Below are 18,047 nucleotides of genomic sequence, written 5' to 3'. Positions count from 1 at the left end.
GGTCCGCCAGTTTATGAGTTCTTCTCATTTCCGAATCGGAAATGTCATAGCTTGACCCCGTGAGCAGTCGTCCCCTTGCTTCCGCTGGCCGTCTCGTTCCCCTTCTCCGCGCCGGGCTGATCGCCGGCATCGTGGTCGCCGCCGCCCTGTACCCACTGGTCGCCGTCACCGGCATCGGGGCCAAGGCCACCGCGCACGCGATCGAACAGAAGACGAGCATCCTCAAGACCGCGCTGCCGGCCGAGACCTCGTACGTCTACGCGCCGGACGGCAAGACGGTGCTGACCATGTTCTACGAGGAGTACCGGCAGTACACCAAGATCGAGAGCATGTCGCCGAACATCCAGCAGGCGATCGTCGCCGCCGAGGACAACCGCTTCTACCAGCACCACGGCGTCGACCCGAAGGGCGTGGCGCGTGCCTTCGTCTCCAACGCCCGGTCCGGCGGGGTCTCCCAGGGCGCCTCGACGATCACCATGCAGTACGTGCGGATGGCGCTGCGGGACAGCGCGACCACGCCGAAGGAGGTCCAGGAGGCCACCCAGCAGACCAGCCTGCGCAAGGTCAAGGAGATGCGCATGGCGCTGGACATCGAGAAGCACCTGAGCAAGGAGCAGATCCTGGAGCGCTACCTCAACTCGGCCTACTTCGGCCACCGCGCGTACGGGATCTACGCCGCCTCGCAGATCTTCTTCTCCAAGACGCCGGCCACGCTCACCCCGGTCGAGGCGGCCACGCTGGCCGGGCTGGTGAAGTCACCGTCGGAGTACGACCCGATCACCTCGGACCAGAAGGACGCCACCGGCCGGCGCAACTACGTGCTGGACAACATGGCCCGCCTCGGCTACCTGTCGCCTGACGCCGCCGCCGCGGCGAAGGGCCAGCCGATCAAGCTGAAGCTGACCGACCCGCCGAACGACTGCGCCGCGATCGACGGCGGGCACCGCAGCTGGGGCTTCTACTGCGACTACCTGAAGAACTGGTGGAGCTCCCAGCCCGCGTTCGGCGAGAACCGGCTGGAACGGATGGACAAGCTGCGCCGCGGCGGCTACCGGATCGTGCTCGCGCTCGACCCGAAGACCCAGGCGGCGGCGGAAAAGAACGTCGGGGCAAAGGACAACACCGGCAGCCCGTTCGCCAACGGGATCGTGGTCGCCGAACCCGGCACCGGGCGGATCAAGGCGATGGCGGTGAACCGGAACTACTCGCTCGACCTGGCCGAGAACCCGAACAGCTCGAACCCGGAGGCCGGCCCGAAGGTCAAGGCGAACTATCCGAACACGGTGGCGCCGCTGCTGGGCGGCGGGACGCTCCCGGGCTACCAGGCCGGTTCGACGTTCAAGATGTTCCCGATGCTCGCCGCGCTCAACGCCGGGATGCCGCTGTCCACCGCGTACGACTCGCCGCACACGTACAAGTCGGCCGTCTACGACGGGTGGGCCCCGTCCAACGCCAGCGGCGCGATGACCGGGCGGCAGACCATGTGGTCCGGGTTCGGCAAGTCGGTGAACACCTACTTCGTCCAGCTGGAGGAGAAGATCGGCGCGGACGCCGGGGTGCGCCTGGCCGAGCAGCTGGGGCTGCGCTGGCGTACCGACGTGGACAAGGAGCAGGCGTCGCCGGGCAAGGCGAAGAAGTGGGGCGCGTTCACGCTCGGCGTCTCCGACGCCACCCCGCTGGAGATGGCTAACGCGTACGCCGCCATCGCCGCCGACGGACGCTACTGCGAGGCCATCCCGGTCAACGCGATCATGAACCGGGACGGCACGCCCGCCACGTACACGACGGCGGGCGGGGTGCAGCGGGAGGTCGCCAAGCCGCGGTGCCGGCAGGTGGTGAACGCCGACGCGGCCCGCGCCGCCACCGACGCGGCGCGCTGCCCGACCGGCGACACCCCGGCCAAGGGGAGCTGCGGCGGCTGGTCGACGGCCGACAGCGTGCGGGGTACGGTCGGCCGCCCGGTCGCCGGCAAGACGGGTACGACAGACAGCACCCGGTCGGCGTGGTTCGTCGGCTACACGCCGGAGCTGGCGGCGGCGAGCTTCATCGCCGACCCGGACAATCCGTTCAACGCGGTGGGCGACGGGCAGTCGCAGATCCCGGTGAACGCGGTGGCGCAGACCCTGCGGGACTCCCTGAAGGGCCAGCCCACCCGCCAGTTCACCCCACCCTCGGACCAGATAGTCGGCTGATCCCCTCTGTTCCGCCCGGGGGTGCGCCCGGGTAGTTGATCAAGGAGTTTGCGTCAGGGATCGAACGATCTCCAGACGCGAACTCCTTGATCGACGTTGAGAGAGGGGCGGTCAGCGGAGGTCGGCGGCCACGAAGGACCACAGCTCCAGGTCGACCCGGGCGCCCCTGACGAAACCGGCGTTGCGCAGCAGGCCCTCGTAGCTGAAGCCGGCCTTCTCGGCGACCCGCCGCGACGCCACGTTGCCGGCCGCCACCCGCAGCTCCACCCGCTGGAACCCGTGCTCCAGGATCAGCGCGATCGCCACCGCGTCCACCGCCTCGACCGCCAGGCCGTAGCCCCGGGCGTGCGGCGCGATCGCGTACGACAACTCGGTGAGCCGGGCGCCCCAGTCCGTGCGGCGGGCCCAGAGCGAGCCGACCACCCGCTGGTCCTCCCGGCGGACCACCGCCCAGTGGTCGCCGTCGCCGCTGTCGCGCCGCTGCCGGGCCAGTTCGGTGCACCACGCCCGCCCGTCGATCTGCCCGGACGCGTCGGCCAGCGGCAGCCAGCGCTGCGTCTGCCGGTCGGCGAACACCTCGTCCACCGCCTCCGCGTCGGCGGCGACGAGGTGCCGGACCTCGATGCGCGGGGTGGAGACGGTCAGCGCCGGGAACCGGCGTACCGCCACCTGCCCGATCATGCCGAAGCCCCCACCGGTGCCAGGGCGGCGGCCACCAGCCGGGCCGCGATGTCCGGATGCGCGGCCCAGTGCGGTACGAGCTGCGAGGCGTGCACGGCCTGCCGGACGAAGCCCTCCGGGTTGCCACCCTCCCAGCGCCAGGCCGGCCGGTCACCGGCGCGCGGAGTGAGCACGGCGGCGTGCTGCTTGTGGCCGGTCACCGTGGCGCCGGCCGCCGCCACCACGCTGTCGGTGACCGCCGTGGCCGTCCGGTAGCCGACCACCAGGCCGTCCCGGACCGTGCCGACCGCGTCGAGCACCCCGCACATGGGCAGGCCGTCCAGCTCGCGGGCCAGCCAGAGCAGGCCCGCCCCCTCGGCGATCACCGGACGGCCGGAGCGGGCCAGCTCGGCCACCGCGATGCAGAGGCGGCGGTTGGCGGAGAGCTGCTCCGCGTACGTCTCGGGCAGCCCGCCGCCGACGACCAGCGCGCGGGTACCGGCGGGCAGCGCCTCGTCGCGCAGCGGATCGAGCGTCACCACCTCGGCGCCCGCCGCACGCAGCAGCTCGGCGGTCTCGGGGTGGCTGTAGGTGCCGGCCGGCCCGCCGGCGAGCGCCACCACCGGCCGCTCCCCCGACGGCTGCGGGGCGTCGGCCGGCTCCGGCGACCACGGCTCGACGGTGAGCGCGGGGGCGGAGCGGGCCAGCGCCAGCAGCCGGTCGAGGTCGACGGTGGCGGCCACCGTCTCACCGAGCCGGCGTACGCCCCGTTCGGCGTCCGCGTCGGCGCGCACCACGGGCCCGGTGCCGAACCGACGGGCGGGCAGCACCGGGGGCAGCTCGTGCCGGCGCAGCGCCCCGTAGACCGGCACGCCCACGTCGTCGAGCGCCTCGCGCAGCAGCGCCTCGTGCCGGGGCGAGGCCACCCGGTTGAGGATCACGCCGCCCAGCCACAGCTCGTCGTCGTACGCCCGGAAGCCGTGCACCAGCGCGGCCACCGACTGGCCCATCGCGGCCACGTCCACCACGAGCACCACCGGACTGCGCAGCGCCGTGGCGACGGCCGCCGTGGACTCGCTCTCCGGTCGCCCGGCGACCGAGTCGTAGAGGCCCATCGTGCCCTGCACCAGCGCGAACCCGGCGCCGGCCGCGCCGTACGCGAAGAGGGGGGCGATGCGCTCCGGGCCGACCAGTCGCGGATCAAGCGTGCGCCCGGCGCGCCCGGCGGCGAGCCCCAGATACGCCGCGTCCACCTGGTCCGGCCCGACCTTGAACCCGGCCACCGGGATCCCCCGGTCGGTGAGCGCCGCGAGCAGGCCGAGGGAGACGGCGCCGGTGCCGTGCCCCGAGGAGGGCGCACTCAGCACGACGCGCGGCACGTCGGTCATCATCGACTCCTGATGTGGGTGGTTTCCGCCCGCGTGACCATACCCGTCCGGCCCGGCGCGCGAGGGCCACGCACTCCGCCGTTTTCTCCCTGGCCGCGGCGAGTGGCATCGCTCATACGGGTAGCCTTGGCCAACGTGTACCGGTTCCTGCTGACCCCGCGCTGGCTCGGCTACCTCGCGCTCACGCTCGTCGCCGCCACGGTGATGGTGTTCCTGGGCAACTGGCAGCTGGACCGCTACCGGGGCCGGACGGCGGTCAACGAACGGATCGACGCCGGGGCCACCATGACGCCCGCGCCGCTGCGCGACGCGCTCCCCGCGCCCAGCGGCGGCGACGTCGGTCCCGCGCCGTCCGAGGAGCTGACCTGGAGCCGGGTCACCGCCACCGGCCGGTACGACAGCGCGAACACCGTCCTGATCCGCGGCCGGACCGTCGACCGGACGGTCGGCTTCGAGGTGCTCACCCCGCTGGTGCTGGCCGACGGCACCGCGGTGCTCGTCGACCGGGGCTGGATCCCGCCCGTGCCCGGCGCCGGCGCGACAGTCCAGCCGGAGGTGCCGGCGGCGCCGACCGGCGAGGTGACGGTCACCGGCCGGGTGGTCGGCAGCGAGAGCGGCGGCGGCGCGGTCAGCCGGCGCGACGGCAAGCTGGAGGCGCGGCGCATCGACATCCCGCGCCTGGCCCAGCAGCTCCCCTACCCGGTGACCGGCGGCTACGTGCTGCTCGACGGGCAGACGCCGGCCGCCGACCCGGCCTTCCAGGCGGTCCAGATCGGGCACACCAACAACTGGCAGAACTTCGGCTACGTCTGGCAGTGGTGGATCTTCGCGGTGATGAGCCTCTTCGGCTACGGCTGGGTGGCACGCCGGGAGGCCCGCCGCCGGGCCGGGTTGGACACCCCGGGCGAGCCGGTGGACCGCGCCGCCGAGCCGGCCGCCCCCACCTCCGCCTGAACCCGGCGCCCTCCCGGTGGGCACACCGGGCGGCGGGGACGTTGTAGGGTCCGCGGATGATCGTCAATCGTGGGGGTCGCGGTGACCTCTGACGCCACGACGCCCCCGGCCGCCGAGCCGCCCGCGTACGACCCGTGGTCGGCCATGCCGCCGGCCGTCGCGCCGCCAACCGAGCAGTTCCCGGTGATCGCCGCGCCGGACGCACCCGTCGCCCCGGCGCCCACCGCGCAGTTCCCCGCCACGCCGGCGGCCCCGCCGCACTCCGCGCCGCCGTTCTCCGCCCCGCCGTTCTCCGCCCCACCGGCCACCGCGCAGTTCCCGGCCGCGCCACAGTTCTCGGCACCGCCCGCGCAGTTCTCGGCGCCGCCTGCCCAGTTCTCCGCGCCGCCGATGGCGCCCGCCGGGGCGGTCGCGCCGTTCCACGGGCCGGCGGGCGCGCCCGGGCCGTACCCGCCGGCCGGGCCGGTGCCGCCCACGCAGTCCGTGGTGGCGGTGCAGATCGCCGAGATCATGGTGACGCCACCGGTCATCCGTACCCCGGCCGGTGTCCTGCCGCTCGCCGGCGCCTCCTGGTACGTCACCGACCACTGGCAGAAGGAGGAGAAGATCGCCCCGTGGGCCGTCGTCGCCGCGATCCTCGGCTTCTTCTGCCTGACCGTGTTCAGCCTCCTGTTCCTGCTGATCAAGGAGACGCGGCACTACGGCACCGTGCAGGTGACGGTGAGCAGCGGCGGGCACCAGTACGTCGCGCGGATCCCGGTGACCGACCAGTTCCAGGTGCAGCAGCTCAACAACCAGGTCAACTACGCCCGGTCGTTGTCGGCCGGCTGAGCCGTCAGCCGGTGACCCGGCCGGCGTGGATGGCGCGGACCGCGTCGATGGTGTCCGCCTCGGCGGCGGTCTTGTCGTCGCGGTAGCGCAGCACGCGCGCGAAGCGCAACGCCATGCCGCCCGGGTACCGGCTGCTGGTCTGCACCCCGTCGAACGCGATCTCGACCACCTGCTCCGGCCGTACCCGCACCACCCAGTCGCCCTTCTCCACGGCGAGCGACAGGAACCGCTCGGTCTGCCAGCGCAGCAGCTCGTCGGTGAGCCCCTTGAAGGTCTTGCCGAGCATGACGAACTCGCCTGTGCGCGGATCGCGGGCGCCGAGGTGCAGGTTGGACAGCCAGCCCTCCCGCCGGCCGCTGCCCCACTCGACGGCGAGGACGACGAGGTCGAGCGTGTGCCGCGGCTTGACCTTGACCCAGGCCGAGCCGCGCCGGCCGGCGTCGTAGGGCGCGGCCGGATCCTTGACCACCACGCCTTCCTGGCCGGCGTCGACAGCCGCGGCGAACGCCGTGGCCGCCTGGTCCACGTCGTCCACCTCGACCCGGTCGACGAGCAGCGAGGCGTCGACCGCGCCGGCCAGGGCCGCCCACCGTTCCCGCCCGGGCGCGTCGATCAGGTCGGTGCCGTCGAGGTGCAGCAGGTCGAAGAAGTACGGCGTGAGCACCGGCTCGCCGGTGCGCTCGGCGGCGGCCAGCACGGCGGGCGCGACCTGTGTCGGCCCGGTGGTGCTGGGCGTGGTGCGCCGGGCCGCGCGGCTGGACGTCTCCTGGAACGGCAGCGGACGGCCGGCGGCGTCCAGCCCGATCGCCTCACCGTCGAGCACCAGCTCGCGGGCGGGCAGCGCGCGGACGGCGGCCACCACCTGGGGCAGCCGGCCGGTGATCTCGTCGAGGCTCCGGGTGAAGACGGCGATGTCCGGGCCGGAGCGGTGCACCTGGATGCGGATGCCGTCGAGCTTGACGTCGACCACCGCCGGCACACCGGTGGCGGTCAGCGCCTCGTCGACCGAGGGCGCGCTCTGCGCCAGCATCGGCGCGAGCGGCCGGCCCACCTGGAGCCCGAACCCGGCCAGCGCAGCAGCACCCCCGGTGAGCGCCGCGACCGCCACGGCCCGCAGGTCACCGGCGAGCAGCAGAGCCCGCCGGACGGCCGTGACCGGGACGTCGGCGGCGCGCGCGACCGCGTCCGCCAGCAGCCCGGCCTGCGCGCCCTGGCGCAGCTCACCCCGGAACAGGCCGGTCAGCAGGCGCTGCTCGTCGGCGGTGGCGGCGGCGAAGAGACGGCCGACCAGTTCCCGCCGCCGGGCCTGCGAACCGGCCCCGGCGACGCGGGAGATCTCCTCGATCGCCGCGTCGACGGCGGCGACGGTGAGCGTCGGCTCGGCGGCCGGCGGAGGCAGATCACGCAGGCCCGCCCAGCCGACACCGGTCTGACGCTGGCGCAGCTCACCGGCGAGGTAGCCGGCGCCGGCCGGGATCTCGCCCGGCTCCAGCCCGCGGAGCGCGGCGGCCAGCAGCTCCACCTTGGCCCGTCGGCCGCTGGTGGCCCCGACCGCGGCCGAGGTGGCCGCCAGCTCCGCGAAACGCACGACCACATCCTGCCAGCCGGCTGTGACATCGGGGCGGATCCGGCGGCCCGGCACACCGCACGGGTGCGCCGGGCCGCCGGGCCGACGGTCAGGCCGAGACGGGTTCCTCGATGCGCAGGCCGCGCCCGCGCACGCCCTCGGCGACCCGGGTGAGCAGCGCGTCGAGCGTGACCAGGGCGGCAGAGAGCTCGCCGATCTGTTCGTTGAGCGTGTCCTCGGACCACGCGGAGACGTCGACGTCCCCCAGAGCACGGACGGCGGCCTGAAGCCGCTCCATCTCGTCGTTCGTACGCATGTTCGAAAGGCTATAACACCCCGCCCGCCGACACACCACAAACTCCGACATCGGCCCCGAAGTTACGGTTTCGACACCTCAGGCGCGGTTTCCGGCCTCCGCCACCCGGGCCAGCAGCAGCGCCTCGGCCAGGCACACCCGGGCGAACTCGCCCAGGTGCAGGCTCTCGTTCGGCCCGTGCGCCCGCGCGTGCGGGTCCTCCACACCGGTCACCAGGATCGCGGCCCGCGGGAACATCTCCTGGAACGTGGCGATGAACGGGATCGACCCGCCGACCCCGATGTCCACCGGGTCGGTGCCGTCCCAGGCCGTCCGGAACGCCGACCGGGCCGCGTCGAACATCGGCCCGGAGGCGTCGATGACGCAGGGCGCGCCGTCGTGCTCGAACGTCACCGACACCTGCGCGCCCCACGGCGCGTGCCGCTCCAGGTGCGCGGTCAGGGCCGCGTACGCCTTCTTCGGGTCGTCGCCCGGCGCCAGCCGCACGCTCAGCTTCGCCTTCGCGGACGGCACCAGCGCGTTCGGGGCCTCGCCGGTGGCCGGCGCGTCCACGCCGAGGATCGCCAGCGCCGGCTTGGTCCAGAGCCGGTCGGTGATCCGGCCGGTGCCGAACAGCTTCGCGCCGTCGACCAGGCCGGCCTCGCCCCGGAACCGGTCCTCCGGGTAGTCGACGCTGGCGCCCTCGCGGGCGACCAGCCCGTCCACCGCGACGTCGCCGGCCTCGTCGTGCAACGTGCCGAGCAGCTTCACCAGCGCGGTGAGCGCGTCCGGCACGGCGCCGCCGAACATGCCGCTGTGCACCGCGTGGTCGAGCGTGCGCACCTCCACGAAGCAGTTGACGATGCCGCGCAGCGAGGTGGTCAGCGCCGGCACGCCGACGTCCCAGTTGGTGGAGTCGGCGATCACGATGACGTCCGAGGTCAGGTCGTCGCGGTGTTCGGCGAGCAGCCGCTCCAGCGAGTCCGAGCCGTACTCCTCCTCGCCCTCGATGAACAGCACCACGCCGACCGGGAGCCGGTCGCCGAACGCGCGCAGCGCGGCGACGTGCGCCATGATGCCGGCCTTGTCGTCGGCGGCGCCGCGCCCGTACAGGCGGCCGTCGCGCTCCACCGGCTCGAACGGGTCCGACTCCCACAGCGACAGGTCGCCGACCGGCTGCACGTCGTGGTGGGCGTACATGAGCACGGTGGGAGCGCCGGGCGGGGCCGCCTTCGTGCCGATCACGGCCGGCTGGCCGCCGGACCGGACGATCCGCGTGTCGAGGCCGCAGCCGCGCAGCAGCTCCGCCACCGCCTCGGCGGAACGCTCCACGTGCGAGTGGTCGAAGCCCTCGAAGGCGATGCCCGGGATGCGGACGAGTCGCTCGAGGTCGGCACGGACGCCGGGCAGTTCCCGCTCGACGGCGGCCCGCACCTCGGACTCGGAGAGGATCGGAGTGGTCATGACCGGAATCGTATGCTGGCCTTACCCCGCCACGCCGCCCGAGCCCGATCGCCGCCCCACGCGCACGTAGTAGCGGTCGCCGTCGTGCGGCAGGTCCGGTGCGCCGTCGACGACCAGGTCCACCGCTGCCGCCGTACCGTCGGCGGCGAAGTGCGCCCGCTCCCCCGCGTGCCAGCGGCGCAGCTCCGGCAGGATCTGTTCCCCGTCGCGGGCCAGCGCCCGGCGCAACCGCAGCTCGGCCGGCGCGGTGACCAGCACCGACAGCGTCAGCTCGGGGCGTACCGCGGCGCGGGCGGCGCTCACCCCCTCGACGATCAGCACCGATCCGGCCGGCACCGGCACCACCCGGTCGAGGAAGCGGCGGCGCACCCAGCTGTAGCGGCGGTACCCGCCCGCCCGGCCGGCCCGCAGCGGGCCGAGCACCTGCTCGTCCAGCCGGGTCCAGAACGTGAGCTGGTCGTCCCAGCCGTCGAGCAGGTCGTCGGTGTGCACGAGCGGCGGCCGGACGCCGCACGCCAGCTCCGCGAGGGCGTCCGCGAGGCGCGTCGCGAACCGGCTCTTGCCCGCGCCGCTGGGCCCGTCGACGGCGACCAGGCGGGTACGCCCCAACCGCGCCGGACCGGCCAGCACCCGACGGGCCAGCCCGGAGTACGCCTCGATCACTGCGACGTTCACCCGACCGACGCTAACGTTCCCCCGTCCGCTGGAAACTGCGACCCGGGCGGACCGTTTCGCCGAGCGGCGGCCCGGCGCGCTGGGCATCATCGGGGGGTGCTCCATGACGTGATGTGTCCGGGCGTCGACGCCCTCCTGGAACAGGCCCGCGCCGGTCTCCGCCGGCTCACTCCGCACGAGACCGTCGAGGCGGTCCGTGGCGGCGCGCTGCTGATCGACACGCGTACCGAGGCGCAGCGCCGCGAGGAGGGTGAGCTGCCCGGCGCGATCGTCATCGACCGCACGGTGCTGGAGTGGCGGCTCGACCCGGCCAGCGCGTGGCGCATACCGGAGGCCACCGGGTACGACCGCGAGGTCATCGTGGTGTGCCGGGAGGGGTACAGCTCCAGTCTGGCCGCCGCCAGCCTCCAGACGCTGGGGCTGCGACAGGCCACCGACATGATCGGCGGGGTGCAGGGCTGGCGGGAGGCCGGGCTGCCGATGTCCGACCGCCCGGCCGACGTGCGCTACTGAGCCCTCGCGGTCGGCGCTGAGGCTCGCGATCCCAGCCGGGTCGCACGGCCGGCGAGTGCCGGTGGAGCGGCCCTCTACGCCGGTGGCGCGCCGGGCGGCACGAACGGCAGTCCCGCGGGTGGGCCGGACTCGATCAGCCGCCACAGCGCGTCCGTGTCGAGGTGTTCCTCCACCAGGTCGCCCAGCAGGTCCAGCGTCCGCTCCCGGGCCGCCGCGAAGGACGTGTCCGGCGCGACCTTGAAGCCGGTCCGCCCGGCCGCCTGCGCGACCTCGGTCAGGAACCGGCGGCGGAACGCGTCGGAGGAGAAGGCGCCGTGCCAGTGCGTGCCGTACACGGTGCCGAGGCGCGCGCCCTCGCCGGTGCCGTCGGAGTAGCGCAACAGCGGCGCGAGTCCCGGGTCGGCGGCCGTTACCCGGCCGTGGTGGATCTCATACCCGTGCACCGGCACGTCGCCGGCGGCGGTGCCCTCGGCCCGGCGGACCGTCTTGCGGGGCTCGAAGGTGATCTCGACGGGCAGCAGCCCGAGGCCGGGTACGGTGCCCCGGCGGCTCTCCACCGCGTCGTGGATCGCCCGGCCCAGCATCTGGAAGCCGCCGCAGATGCCGAGCAGCGGCCGTCCGGCGGCGGCGTGTGCCCGGACCGCGTCGGCCAGGCCGGTCTCCCGCAGCCAGGCCAGGTCGGCGACTGTCGACTTGGTGCCGGGGAGCACCACCAGGTCGGCGGCGGCCAGTTCGGCCGGTTCGACGGTGAGGCGGACCCGCACGCCCGGCTCGGTCGCGAGGGCCTCCACGTCGGTGGCGTTGCTGATCCGCGGCAGCCGGACCACTGCGACGTCGAGCCAGTCGGTCCCCCGGGGCGCGGCCGGTCGGCCGAGCACCCGCCCGTACGCGAGCGAGTCCTCCGCGTCGAGCCACAGGTCCAGCGCCCACGGCACCACCCCGTACGTCGGGCGGCCGGTGACCCGGCGCAGCATGTCCAGCCCCGGCTGGAGCAGGCCGCGATCGCCCCGGAACTTGTTCACCACGAACCCGGCCAGCAGCGCCTGATCGGCCGCGTCGAGCAGGGCGACGGTGCCGAACATCGAGGCGAACACGCCGCCCCGGTCGATGTCGCCGACCACGATCGTGGGCAGCCCGGCCTGCCGCGCCAGGCCCATGTTGACGTAGTCGCCGTCGCGCAGGTTGATCTCGGCGGGGCTGCCCGCGCCCTCGCAGATCACCACGTCGTACTCGGCCCGCAGCTCGGCCAGCGCCGCGTACGCCGTGGTGGCGAGCCGGGACCGCACCTCGTGGTAGTTGCCGGCGGTGACGGTGTCCACCGCCTCGCCGAGCAGCACCACCTGGCTCGCGTTGTCGCTGCCCGGCTTGAGCAGCACCGGGTTGAAACGCAGGTCGGCTTCGAGCCCGCAGGCGGCGGCCTGCATCGCCTGGGCGCGGCCCAGCTCTCCGCCGCGACCGTCCGGGCCGACCACCACGGCGGAGTTGTTCGACATGTTCTGCGCCTTGAACGGCGCGACCCGGACGCCCCGGCGGCGCAGCCAGCGGCAGATGCCGGCGGTGAGCACGCTCTTGCCGGCGTCGGAGGTGGTGCCGGCGACCAGCAGCCCGCCGCTCACCGCCCGCTCCCCCGGCGGGCTGCACACGTGAGGACGCCCAACGCCGCCCGGCCGGTGGCGCCGACCAGGCGACCGACTGTCACCGGGTAGAGCGCGGCCAGGCCGAGCGCGGCCACACCCACCGCGCCGGAGATCCGGGCGGCCCGCTTCAGGTGCCGCGCCTCGGGACGGGGGCCGTCACCGAGGAACGGCCGGGTCTCGGCGCGGCCGAAGTAGACGTTGCGCCCACCGAGCCGGACGCCGAGCGCGCCCGCCATCGCCGCCTCGCACTGACCGGCGTTCGGGCTCGGATGGTCGGCCCGGTCCCGCCGCCACACGTGCCAGGCGGCGGCGCGGTCCCCGTGCGCCACCGGCGCGACGGCCACCGTGAGCAGCCCGGTGAGCCGGGACGGCACGAGGTTCAGCGCGTCGTCCAGCCGGGCCGCCGGGGTGCCGAAGCGGGCGTACCGGGGCGAGCGGTGGCCGACCATCGCGTCGAGCGTGTTCGCCGCCCGGTAACCGAGCAGGCCGGGCAGGCCCGCGACCGCGCCCCAGACCAGCGGGGCGACCACGGCGTCGGAGGTGTTCTCGGCGACCGATTCGACTGTGGCGCGGGCGAGTTCGGGCTCGTCGAGGGCGGACGGGTCACGCCCGCAGAGGTTGCCGAGGCGGGCCCGGGCGGCGGGCAGGTCGGCCCGGCCGAGTGCCCGCGCCATCACCTTGGACTCGTGCCGCAACGTGCGCCCGCCCAGCACCGTCCAGGTGCCGGCGGCCACCAGCGCGGCCCGCGCGATCGGATGGTGTCGGGTCGCCAGCGCGGCGGCGGCACCGAGCAGGACCGGCGCGCCGACCGCGAGCGCCGTGAACGCGGTGCCGGCCGCCCGGTCGGGGCGGTAGACCCGCCGTTCCAGCGCACCGGCCGCGGTGCCGAAGCCGGCCACCGGATGCCATCGGCGGGGGTCGCCGAGCAGGGCGTCGAGCGCGTAGCCCGCCACCATCCCGGTCGCGTTCGCCATGGCGGTCGCCTGCCGCACCCGTCACCACCTCCGGCGGGCCAGCCTAGTCGTACCGCGGGGTGGTGACGCCGACGTCACCACCCCGCGCCCCCGTCGGACGAAGGGTCAGGCGGGCACCGCGGTACGCCTCCGGCCACGGCGCCCGGAGGTGGTCCCGGCGGCGCCGCCGGGACTCGCGCCGCCCGGCTCGCCCTCCCCCGGTCCACCGGCACTCGGTGCGGTGACCTCACCCAGCTCGTCGTCCCCGGCCGGGGCCGGCTCGTCGCCCTCCTCGGGGGACAGGTCGTCGTCCTCGGCCGGCAGGCCCGGGCCGGTGCCGGACGGACCGTCCGCCCGCCCGCCCGGCAGACCGCCGGACGGTCCGTCGAACCGGGCGTCCCCGCCGGGAACGGGCGCACCGGGCCGGTCGTCGAACGGGTCGGGCTCGCCCACCCGCTCGACGGTGCCGACCAGCCCGACCCGGCCGCCTCCGTACTCCGGCGGCGGGAAGTCGTCGTCGAAGGGCCGGTCGTCGAACGTCGCCGGGGCCTGCGCGTCCGGCACCGGCTCGGTCGCCTCGCCGTGCACCCGCTGCTCGGCCTCCGCGTCCTCGACGGTGCTGGTGGCCGCGCGGGGCTGGTTGCGCAGGAAGCGGGCCCGGCCCCGGGACAGGTCGTGCCCGACCGCGACCGCCTCCAACTCGTAGAGCGTGCGGTGGGTGCCCGCCTCGTCGGTCCAGTCCCGGGTGTAGAGGCGCCCGGCCACGATGACCGGATCACCGACCGCCACCGAGGCGGCCACCCCCTCGGCGAGGCGGCGCCAGCAGTTGACGCGTACCCGAAGGCTGTTGCCGTCGACCCAGCGGCCGCTGTCGCGGTCGAGCCGGCGGGCGGTCGAGGCGACCTTGAAGTTGGCCACCAGCGTTCCGCTCTGCGTGGTCCGGCGCCACTCCGGCGCGGTCAGCACGTTGCCGACGATCGTCACGTACGTATCGAACATCGCCCCTCCCAGGGATCGACTTGTCCCGGGAAGCGTCGGCCGGCCACCCCGCCCGGACCACCCGCCCGGCCCGTGCCTGTGGATGACGGACCGCCCTGTGGACAACCACCTGATCAAGGTCCCGATCTGCTAGGCCGACCGGCCCTACGTGCCTGACCTGCGACGACGCATGATCGAAAGGAGCCGGCAGGCAGGCGTTCCGGAATCGCGCCGGTTGGGTAAGTACTTGATCAACCGAGAGAAAGGGAGCTCCCATGCTTCTCCGAGACGTCCGCGAGGCAGCGCGATGAGCGCCGTGGCGAACCCCGCGACCGTGGCCGAGTGCCTGCGGGTCGGCGCCGGGTTCTCCCAGGGCGACCGCAACTGGATCGCCGAGCAGTTCGCGACCCTGGACGCCCGGCTCGCCGGCTTCCACGCCGACGCCACCGAGCTTGAGGTGTCCGTCAAGGATCGCGAGGCCCGGGGCCAGAAGGTGACCCTGGAGTGCTGGGTCGCCGGGCGGCAGAAGATCGTCACCACCTCGACCGAGGAGGATCTGCACGCCGCGCTCAACGACGTCCGGGACGACCTGCGCCGCAAGCTCAACGACGCGAAGACCCGGCAGGAGCCGCGCCACAACAAGCACCTGCGCGCCGTCGACCAGCCCGATGGTGCCCCGTTGCAGGACGCCGAGCGCGAGGACGCCGAGACCGTCTGAGGCCCGTATGCCCCCGTCCGTCCGGTGCGGGCGGGCGGGGGCTACCGCCGGGTAGCCCGGCGGCGTACCGTCGCGGTCGTGGAACCGGACGTGCTGGGCGCCCCCTACGAGCGGCGGACGATCGACCTGGGCACCGACGACGAGGGGCCGGTGGTCGCGACCCTGGTGCGTCGGCGGGCCGACCGCCCGACCGGCCGCGCCGTGCTCTACGTGCACGGCTTCGTCGACTACTTCTTCCAGACCCACGTGGCCGACTTCTTCGCCGAGCGTGGCTGGGACTTCTACGCGCTCGACCTGCGCAAGTACGGCCGCAGCCTGCTCCCGCACCAGACCCCGAACTTCTGCCGCGACCTGAGCGACTACTTCCCCGAGCTGGACGCCGCCGCGGAGATCATCCGCGCCGAGGAGGGCCACGACACCCTGCTCGCCATGGGCCACTCGACCGGGGGCCTGATCATCTCGCTCTGGGCGCACGACCGCCGCGACGCCGGCCTGGTCGACGGCATCGTGCTCAACAGCCCCTTCTTCGACATCAACGCGCCCTGGATGGTGCGCCGGCCCCTCGCGGCCGCCGTCTCCCGCCTGGGCCGCAGGGCGCCGCAGCGTGTGCTGCCGTTCGGGCTGGGCACGGTGTACGGCGAGAGCCTGCACGCCGACCACCGGGGCGAGTGGCGGTACGACCTGGCCTGGAAGCCGCTCGCCGGGTTCCCGGTCCGGGCCGGCTGGATCAACGCGATCCGCGCCGGTCAGCGCCGACTGCGGGCCGGGCTGGACATCCCGGTGCCGGTGCTGCTCGCCTGCTCCACGCGCAGCTTCCGGGGCACGAAGTGGCACGACAGCGCCACCGGCGCCGACGCCGTGCTCGACGTCGAGCACATGGTGCGCTGGGCGCCCCGCCTCGGCCGGCACGTCACGCTCGCCCGCTTCGACGGCGGGCTGCACGACCTCACGCTGTCCAGTCCCGGCGTACGCGAGAAGGTCTTCGCGGAGGTCGGACGGTGGGCGGAGGGATTCCTGCGCGCCGGGCCGACCGAGCCGGAGCCCACGACACCGCCGGCCCCGCGGCGGCCGGCCGACGCGGCCGCCGAGGGCTGAGGCCGGTCCGTCCCGCCGCCGGGACGCCCGGCCCAGTCGGCCGTCCCGCCGCGGACGGCCGGTTCAGTCGGCGACGACCGCCGTGAGCGCGGCGCGGACCCGGTCGAAGGTGGCGATCGGATGGCCACCGGCCTGCGGCGGCAGCACCACGCCGAGGCAGCGCAACGCCGGTCCGCCGTCCGGCCCGGCCTCGACCGCGAACACCGGCGCGCCCACGTAGCCTGCGGGCAGCTCCGTGGTGACCCGCACCTCGCCGCCGTCCCGGGCGACCCGCTCGACGACCGCCTCCAACGGCCGCGCCCCGCCGTCGCCGACGCCCAGGGCCAGCACGAACGCCGACGCGGGCTCCGCGCCGATCCGGGCGACCGAGTCGGCCGGCGCGGCCACCGCCTCGGTGACATGCTGGGTACGCCAGCGCCAGCCCCGGTCGTCGGCCCAGCCGTGCAGACCGCCGGTCGGCATCGCGGCGAGCCCCAGTTCCGGCAGGTGCAGCCAGTGGTCGGCGAAACCGGGCAGGTCGATCGGCTCGTCCGCGCCCTCGGCCGGGTCGGTGACGCTGGGCCGCAACCCGATCTCGCCGTACGCGCGGTCGGTGAGCGCGTCGGCGGTGAGCAGCCACTCGTGCGCGACCTCGCCGTCGTCGGTGGCGCCGACCAGCTCGCTGTAGAAGAAGGCGGTGCCGAGGACTCCGGGCGGTGTGCCCGGGCCGTCCGAGCCGGTGAGGGGCAGGATGGCCCGTCCGAGGAGCTGACACAGCTCGAAGACGATCTCGTTCTCGGTTTCCTGGTCGAGCAACATCCGACGAGGGTACGGATCGCGTCCCGCCCGGCCCGCGCCGGACCCGCCGCAACTGTGGTGCCGGTCCGGGCCCCGGCGTGGGACGCTGAGGGGCGGAACGGACGCGCCGACCCGTACCCCCGGGCACGCCGGGAGCGGCGGTACCCTCTTGGCGCGACGACAGTCGGCGCGCGCCCGTAGCTCAGCGGATAGAGCAGGGGACTTCTAATCCCAAGGCCGCAGGTTCGAATCCTGCCGGGCGCACCACCGTTATCGCAGTTCGGCGACTTGGCGCTTTCGGTCGAATCGACCACCACGGCCCACGTCGTCAGCCCGATCTGACTGTGCCCCAGCACCTTCATCACCGTCCGGGACGAGGCACCGGAGACGAGCAGGAACGTCGCGCAGGCGTGCCGCAGGTTGCGCAACCGCAGCCAGTCGAGGCCGGCCGCCGCCCGGATCTTGTGCCAGGTCCGGTCGATCCGCTTCAGCGCTAGTCGCGATACATTGCCGAATCAGCGAGGCCCGCGCATGGCCGCTCAGCCCCGTGATGCCAGGCGCTTCCCGCTACGGCGACGGGGTAGCTGACCTCTCTGACCTGTCGATCGGCAGTCTGGACGGAGAACCGTATCGACAACGGCTCGCTCCCGAAGGCGAGAGTGCACTCGATGCGCAGCTTGACGCTGATCCAGCCGGTACCGCCAGGGCGCAGCAGCCGAGACTGGCCGGTGTCATGGACCTGGACGGCGGGTCGTTGACCGGTAGCCGAACTCACTGTGATCGGCGCGGGGCCAGCGTTGATCACTGCCAGTTGCCCGTCCATCCGGAGGATGCCCGTGGCGTCCGAACCCCCGCTACCGACGGATGCAGGAAAGGCCACGAGGGAAACCGAAGCGTTCCGTTCTCGCTCTTCCCGCGAGTCTCGCAGTTCACCGGCACCGATGCCGCCGAGCACGACACCGACCACGAAGGCAGCCACAAGCCGTACATTCCGCCTCCGTTTGGCCACGAGGCGGACAGGGGCGGTGCGGCCCGCCGACTGGCGATCGTGGTCGTCCAGTTCAATCACGTTGTGCTCGGCCGACATGGGCGTCAGCCTAGGGCTCTCAGCGGCTACCCGTCGGCCGGCCGGACAGCCGAGACCACCCGAGAGGCGCTTCGCGGCATCGTCCATGACGGCCCGCGCGATCTCCAGCAGAACAACCCGCAGCACTGATTCCGTCCGCCGGGAGGCACAACCCATGTCTGTGCATGAGCCACCAGAGGCAGTCACCCGGGAGGCGGTGGCGATGCTGCTACACCTGGCGTTCATCGAGATCCGTTCCCAGACGTCACCCGCGATCGGGGACC

General features: G+C 74.1%; 17 protein-coding genes, 1 tRNA gene and 1 pseudogene. 7 read left to right on the top strand and 12 right to left on the bottom strand.

Annotated features, from left to right (window positions below):
- Positions 1–59: 59 nt before the first annotated feature.
- Entirely contained in the window at positions 60–2,192 is a 2,133-nt protein-coding gene (locus ACN27C_RS15060) for a transglycosylase domain-containing protein (protein WP_350814940.1), read from the top strand.
- A 111-nt stretch (positions 2,193–2,303) separates the two neighbouring features.
- On the opposite strand, the gene ACN27C_RS15055 is transcribed toward ACN27C_RS15060, so the two are convergent.
- Together ACN27C_RS15055 and ACN27C_RS15050 are read right to left on the bottom strand one after the other, a co-directional pair.
- Complete coding sequence (locus tag ACN27C_RS15055) at positions 2,304–2,873, bottom strand: GNAT family N-acetyltransferase (RefSeq protein ID WP_120573561.1); 570 nt, start codon at positions 2,871–2,873, stop codon at positions 2,304–2,306.
- A complete protein-coding gene (locus ACN27C_RS15050) occupies positions 2,870–4,240 on the bottom strand; it encodes a cobyrinate a,c-diamide synthase (protein ID WP_422751431.1) in 1,371 nt (456 codons plus the stop codon). Before ACN27C_RS15050 ends, ACN27C_RS15055 begins: the two co-directional genes overlap by 4 nt.
- 135 nt (positions 4,241–4,375) lie before the next feature.
- On the opposite strand from ACN27C_RS15050, the gene ACN27C_RS15045 reads away from it, so the two are divergent.
- Both ACN27C_RS15045 and ACN27C_RS15040 read left to right on the top strand, forming a co-directional pair.
- Entirely contained in the window at positions 4,376–5,194 is an 819-nt protein-coding gene (locus ACN27C_RS15045; RefSeq protein WP_357795105.1) for an SURF1 family protein, read from the top strand.
- Between the two features lie 81 nt (positions 5,195–5,275).
- Positions 5,276–6,025: a hypothetical protein gene (locus tag ACN27C_RS15040; RefSeq protein ID WP_422751430.1), complete on the top strand. Its 750-nt coding sequence runs from the start codon at positions 5,276–5,278 to the stop codon at positions 6,023–6,025.
- 4 nt (positions 6,026–6,029) lie between these two features.
- On the opposite strand, the gene ACN27C_RS15035 is transcribed toward ACN27C_RS15040, so the two are convergent.
- From ACN27C_RS15035 to ACN27C_RS15020, 4 genes are all read right to left on the bottom strand, one after another.
- Positions 6,030–7,613 carry an ATP-dependent DNA ligase gene (locus tag ACN27C_RS15035; RefSeq protein ID WP_121684202.1) on the bottom strand — a complete coding sequence of 528 codons (1,584 nt, stop codon included), beginning with the start codon at positions 7,611–7,613 and terminating at the stop codon, positions 6,030–6,032.
- An 88-nt stretch (positions 7,614–7,701) separates the two neighbouring features.
- Positions 7,702–7,908 (bottom strand): hypothetical protein, encoded by a 207-nt coding sequence (locus ACN27C_RS15030; protein WP_030273275.1) that lies wholly within the window; start codon positions 7,906–7,908, stop codon positions 7,702–7,704.
- 78 nt (positions 7,909–7,986) lie between these two features.
- A complete protein-coding gene (locus ACN27C_RS15025; RefSeq protein ID WP_422751428.1) occupies positions 7,987–9,351 on the bottom strand; it encodes a dipeptidase in 1,365 nt (454 codons plus the stop codon).
- 21 nt (positions 9,352–9,372) lie between these two features.
- Positions 9,373–10,026 carry a uridine kinase family protein gene (locus ACN27C_RS15020; RefSeq protein ID WP_422751427.1) on the bottom strand — a complete coding sequence of 218 codons (654 nt, stop codon included), beginning with the start codon at positions 10,024–10,026 and terminating at the stop codon, positions 9,373–9,375.
- 111 nt (positions 10,027–10,137) lie between these two features.
- Here ACN27C_RS15020 and ACN27C_RS15015 point away from each other — a divergent pair, with 111 nt between their 5' ends.
- A complete protein-coding gene (locus tag ACN27C_RS15015; protein ID WP_120573558.1) occupies positions 10,138–10,539 on the top strand; it encodes a rhodanese-like domain-containing protein in 402 nt (133 codons plus the stop codon).
- 74 nt (positions 10,540–10,613) lie between these two features.
- Here ACN27C_RS15015 and ACN27C_RS15010 read toward each other — a convergent pair whose 3' ends face one another.
- From ACN27C_RS15010 to ssb, 3 genes are all read right to left on the bottom strand, one after another.
- Complete coding sequence (locus ACN27C_RS15010; RefSeq protein WP_422751426.1) at positions 10,614–12,155, bottom strand: cobyric acid synthase; 1,542 nt, start codon at positions 12,153–12,155, stop codon at positions 10,614–10,616.
- A complete protein-coding gene (locus tag ACN27C_RS15005; RefSeq protein ID WP_393158149.1) occupies positions 12,152–13,168 on the bottom strand; it encodes a cobalamin biosynthesis protein in 1,017 nt (338 codons plus the stop codon). Before ACN27C_RS15005 ends, ACN27C_RS15010 begins: the two co-directional genes overlap by 4 nt.
- Positions 13,169–13,255: 87 nt before the next feature.
- Positions 13,256–14,128: a single-stranded DNA-binding protein gene (gene ssb, locus ACN27C_RS15000; protein WP_422751425.1), complete on the bottom strand. Its 873-nt coding sequence runs from the start codon at positions 14,126–14,128 to the stop codon at positions 13,256–13,258.
- A 286-nt stretch (positions 14,129–14,414) separates the two neighbouring features.
- On the opposite strand from ssb, the gene ACN27C_RS14995 reads away from it, so the two are divergent.
- Positions 14,415–14,825 (top strand): HPF/RaiA family ribosome-associated protein, encoded by a 411-nt coding sequence (locus ACN27C_RS14995; RefSeq protein WP_120573525.1) that lies wholly within the window; start codon positions 14,415–14,417, stop codon positions 14,823–14,825.
- A gap of 78 nt (positions 14,826–14,903) precedes the next feature.
- Entirely contained in the window at positions 14,904–15,920 is a 1,017-nt protein-coding gene (locus ACN27C_RS14990; protein WP_252450211.1) for an alpha/beta hydrolase, read from the top strand.
- A gap of 63 nt (positions 15,921–15,983) precedes the next feature.
- On the opposite strand, the gene ACN27C_RS14985 is transcribed toward ACN27C_RS14990, so the two are convergent.
- On the bottom strand, positions 15,984–16,718 hold the full coding sequence (locus tag ACN27C_RS14985) for a hypothetical protein (protein WP_422751424.1): 735 nt from the start codon (positions 16,716–16,718) through the stop codon (positions 15,984–15,986).
- Positions 16,719–16,888: 170 nt separating this feature from the next.
- Between ACN27C_RS14985 and ACN27C_RS14980 the strand changes: the two genes are divergently transcribed.
- A tRNA-Arg gene (locus tag ACN27C_RS14980) sits at positions 16,889–16,964 on the top strand.
- A 119-nt stretch (positions 16,965–17,083) separates the two neighbouring features.
- Here the strand turns inward: ACN27C_RS14980 and ACN27C_RS14975 are convergent.
- Positions 17,084–17,158: pseudogene (locus ACN27C_RS14975) on the bottom strand (hypothetical protein); the annotation flags it as partial.
- 32 nt (positions 17,159–17,190) lie between these two features.
- Complete coding sequence (locus ACN27C_RS14970; RefSeq protein ID WP_145752803.1) at positions 17,191–17,784, bottom strand: hypothetical protein; 594 nt, start codon at positions 17,782–17,784, stop codon at positions 17,191–17,193.
- Positions 17,785–18,047: the final 263 nt, after the last annotated feature.

It is taken from the genome of Micromonospora sp. WMMD1219 (genome assembly GCF_049315215.1).
Lineage (GTDB): Bacteria > Actinomycetota > Actinomycetes > Mycobacteriales > Micromonosporaceae > Micromonospora > Micromonospora tulbaghiae.
Note: the sequence above shows the minus strand (reverse complement) of the source record. Positions and strands in the feature narration are given on the sequence as shown.

Bases quoted from the DNA above. Each gene is read 5' to 3' on its own strand.
- ACN27C_RS15050 (WP_422751431.1), bottom strand. From the start codon at position 4,240: ATGACCGACGTGCCGCGCGTCGTGCTGAGTGCGCCCTCCTCGGGGCAC.
- ACN27C_RS14970 (WP_145752803.1), bottom strand. From the start codon at position 17,784: ATGTCGGCCGAGCACAACGTGATTGAACTGGACGACCACGATCGCCAG.
- ssb (WP_422751425.1), bottom strand. From the start codon at position 14,128: ATGTTCGATACGTACGTGACGATCGTCGGCAACGTGCTGACCGCGCCG.
- ACN27C_RS15015 (WP_120573558.1), top strand. From the start codon at position 10,138: ATGTGTCCGGGCGTCGACGCCCTCCTGGAACAGGCCCGCGCCGGTCTC.
- ACN27C_RS15055 (WP_120573561.1), bottom strand. From the start codon at position 2,873: ATGATCGGGCAGGTGGCGGTACGCCGGTTCCCGGCGCTGACCGTCTCC.
- ACN27C_RS15025 (WP_422751428.1), bottom strand. From the start codon at position 9,351: ATGACCACTCCGATCCTCTCCGAGTCCGAGGTGCGGGCCGCCGTCGAG.
- ACN27C_RS14995 (WP_120573525.1), top strand. From the start codon at position 14,415: ATGAGCGCCGTGGCGAACCCCGCGACCGTGGCCGAGTGCCTGCGGGTC.
- ACN27C_RS15030 (WP_030273275.1), bottom strand. From the start codon at position 7,908: ATGCGTACGAACGACGAGATGGAGCGGCTTCAGGCCGCCGTCCGTGCT.
- ACN27C_RS14985 (WP_422751424.1), bottom strand. From the start codon at position 16,718: ATGTTGCTCGACCAGGAAACCGAGAACGAGATCGTCTTCGAGCTGTGT.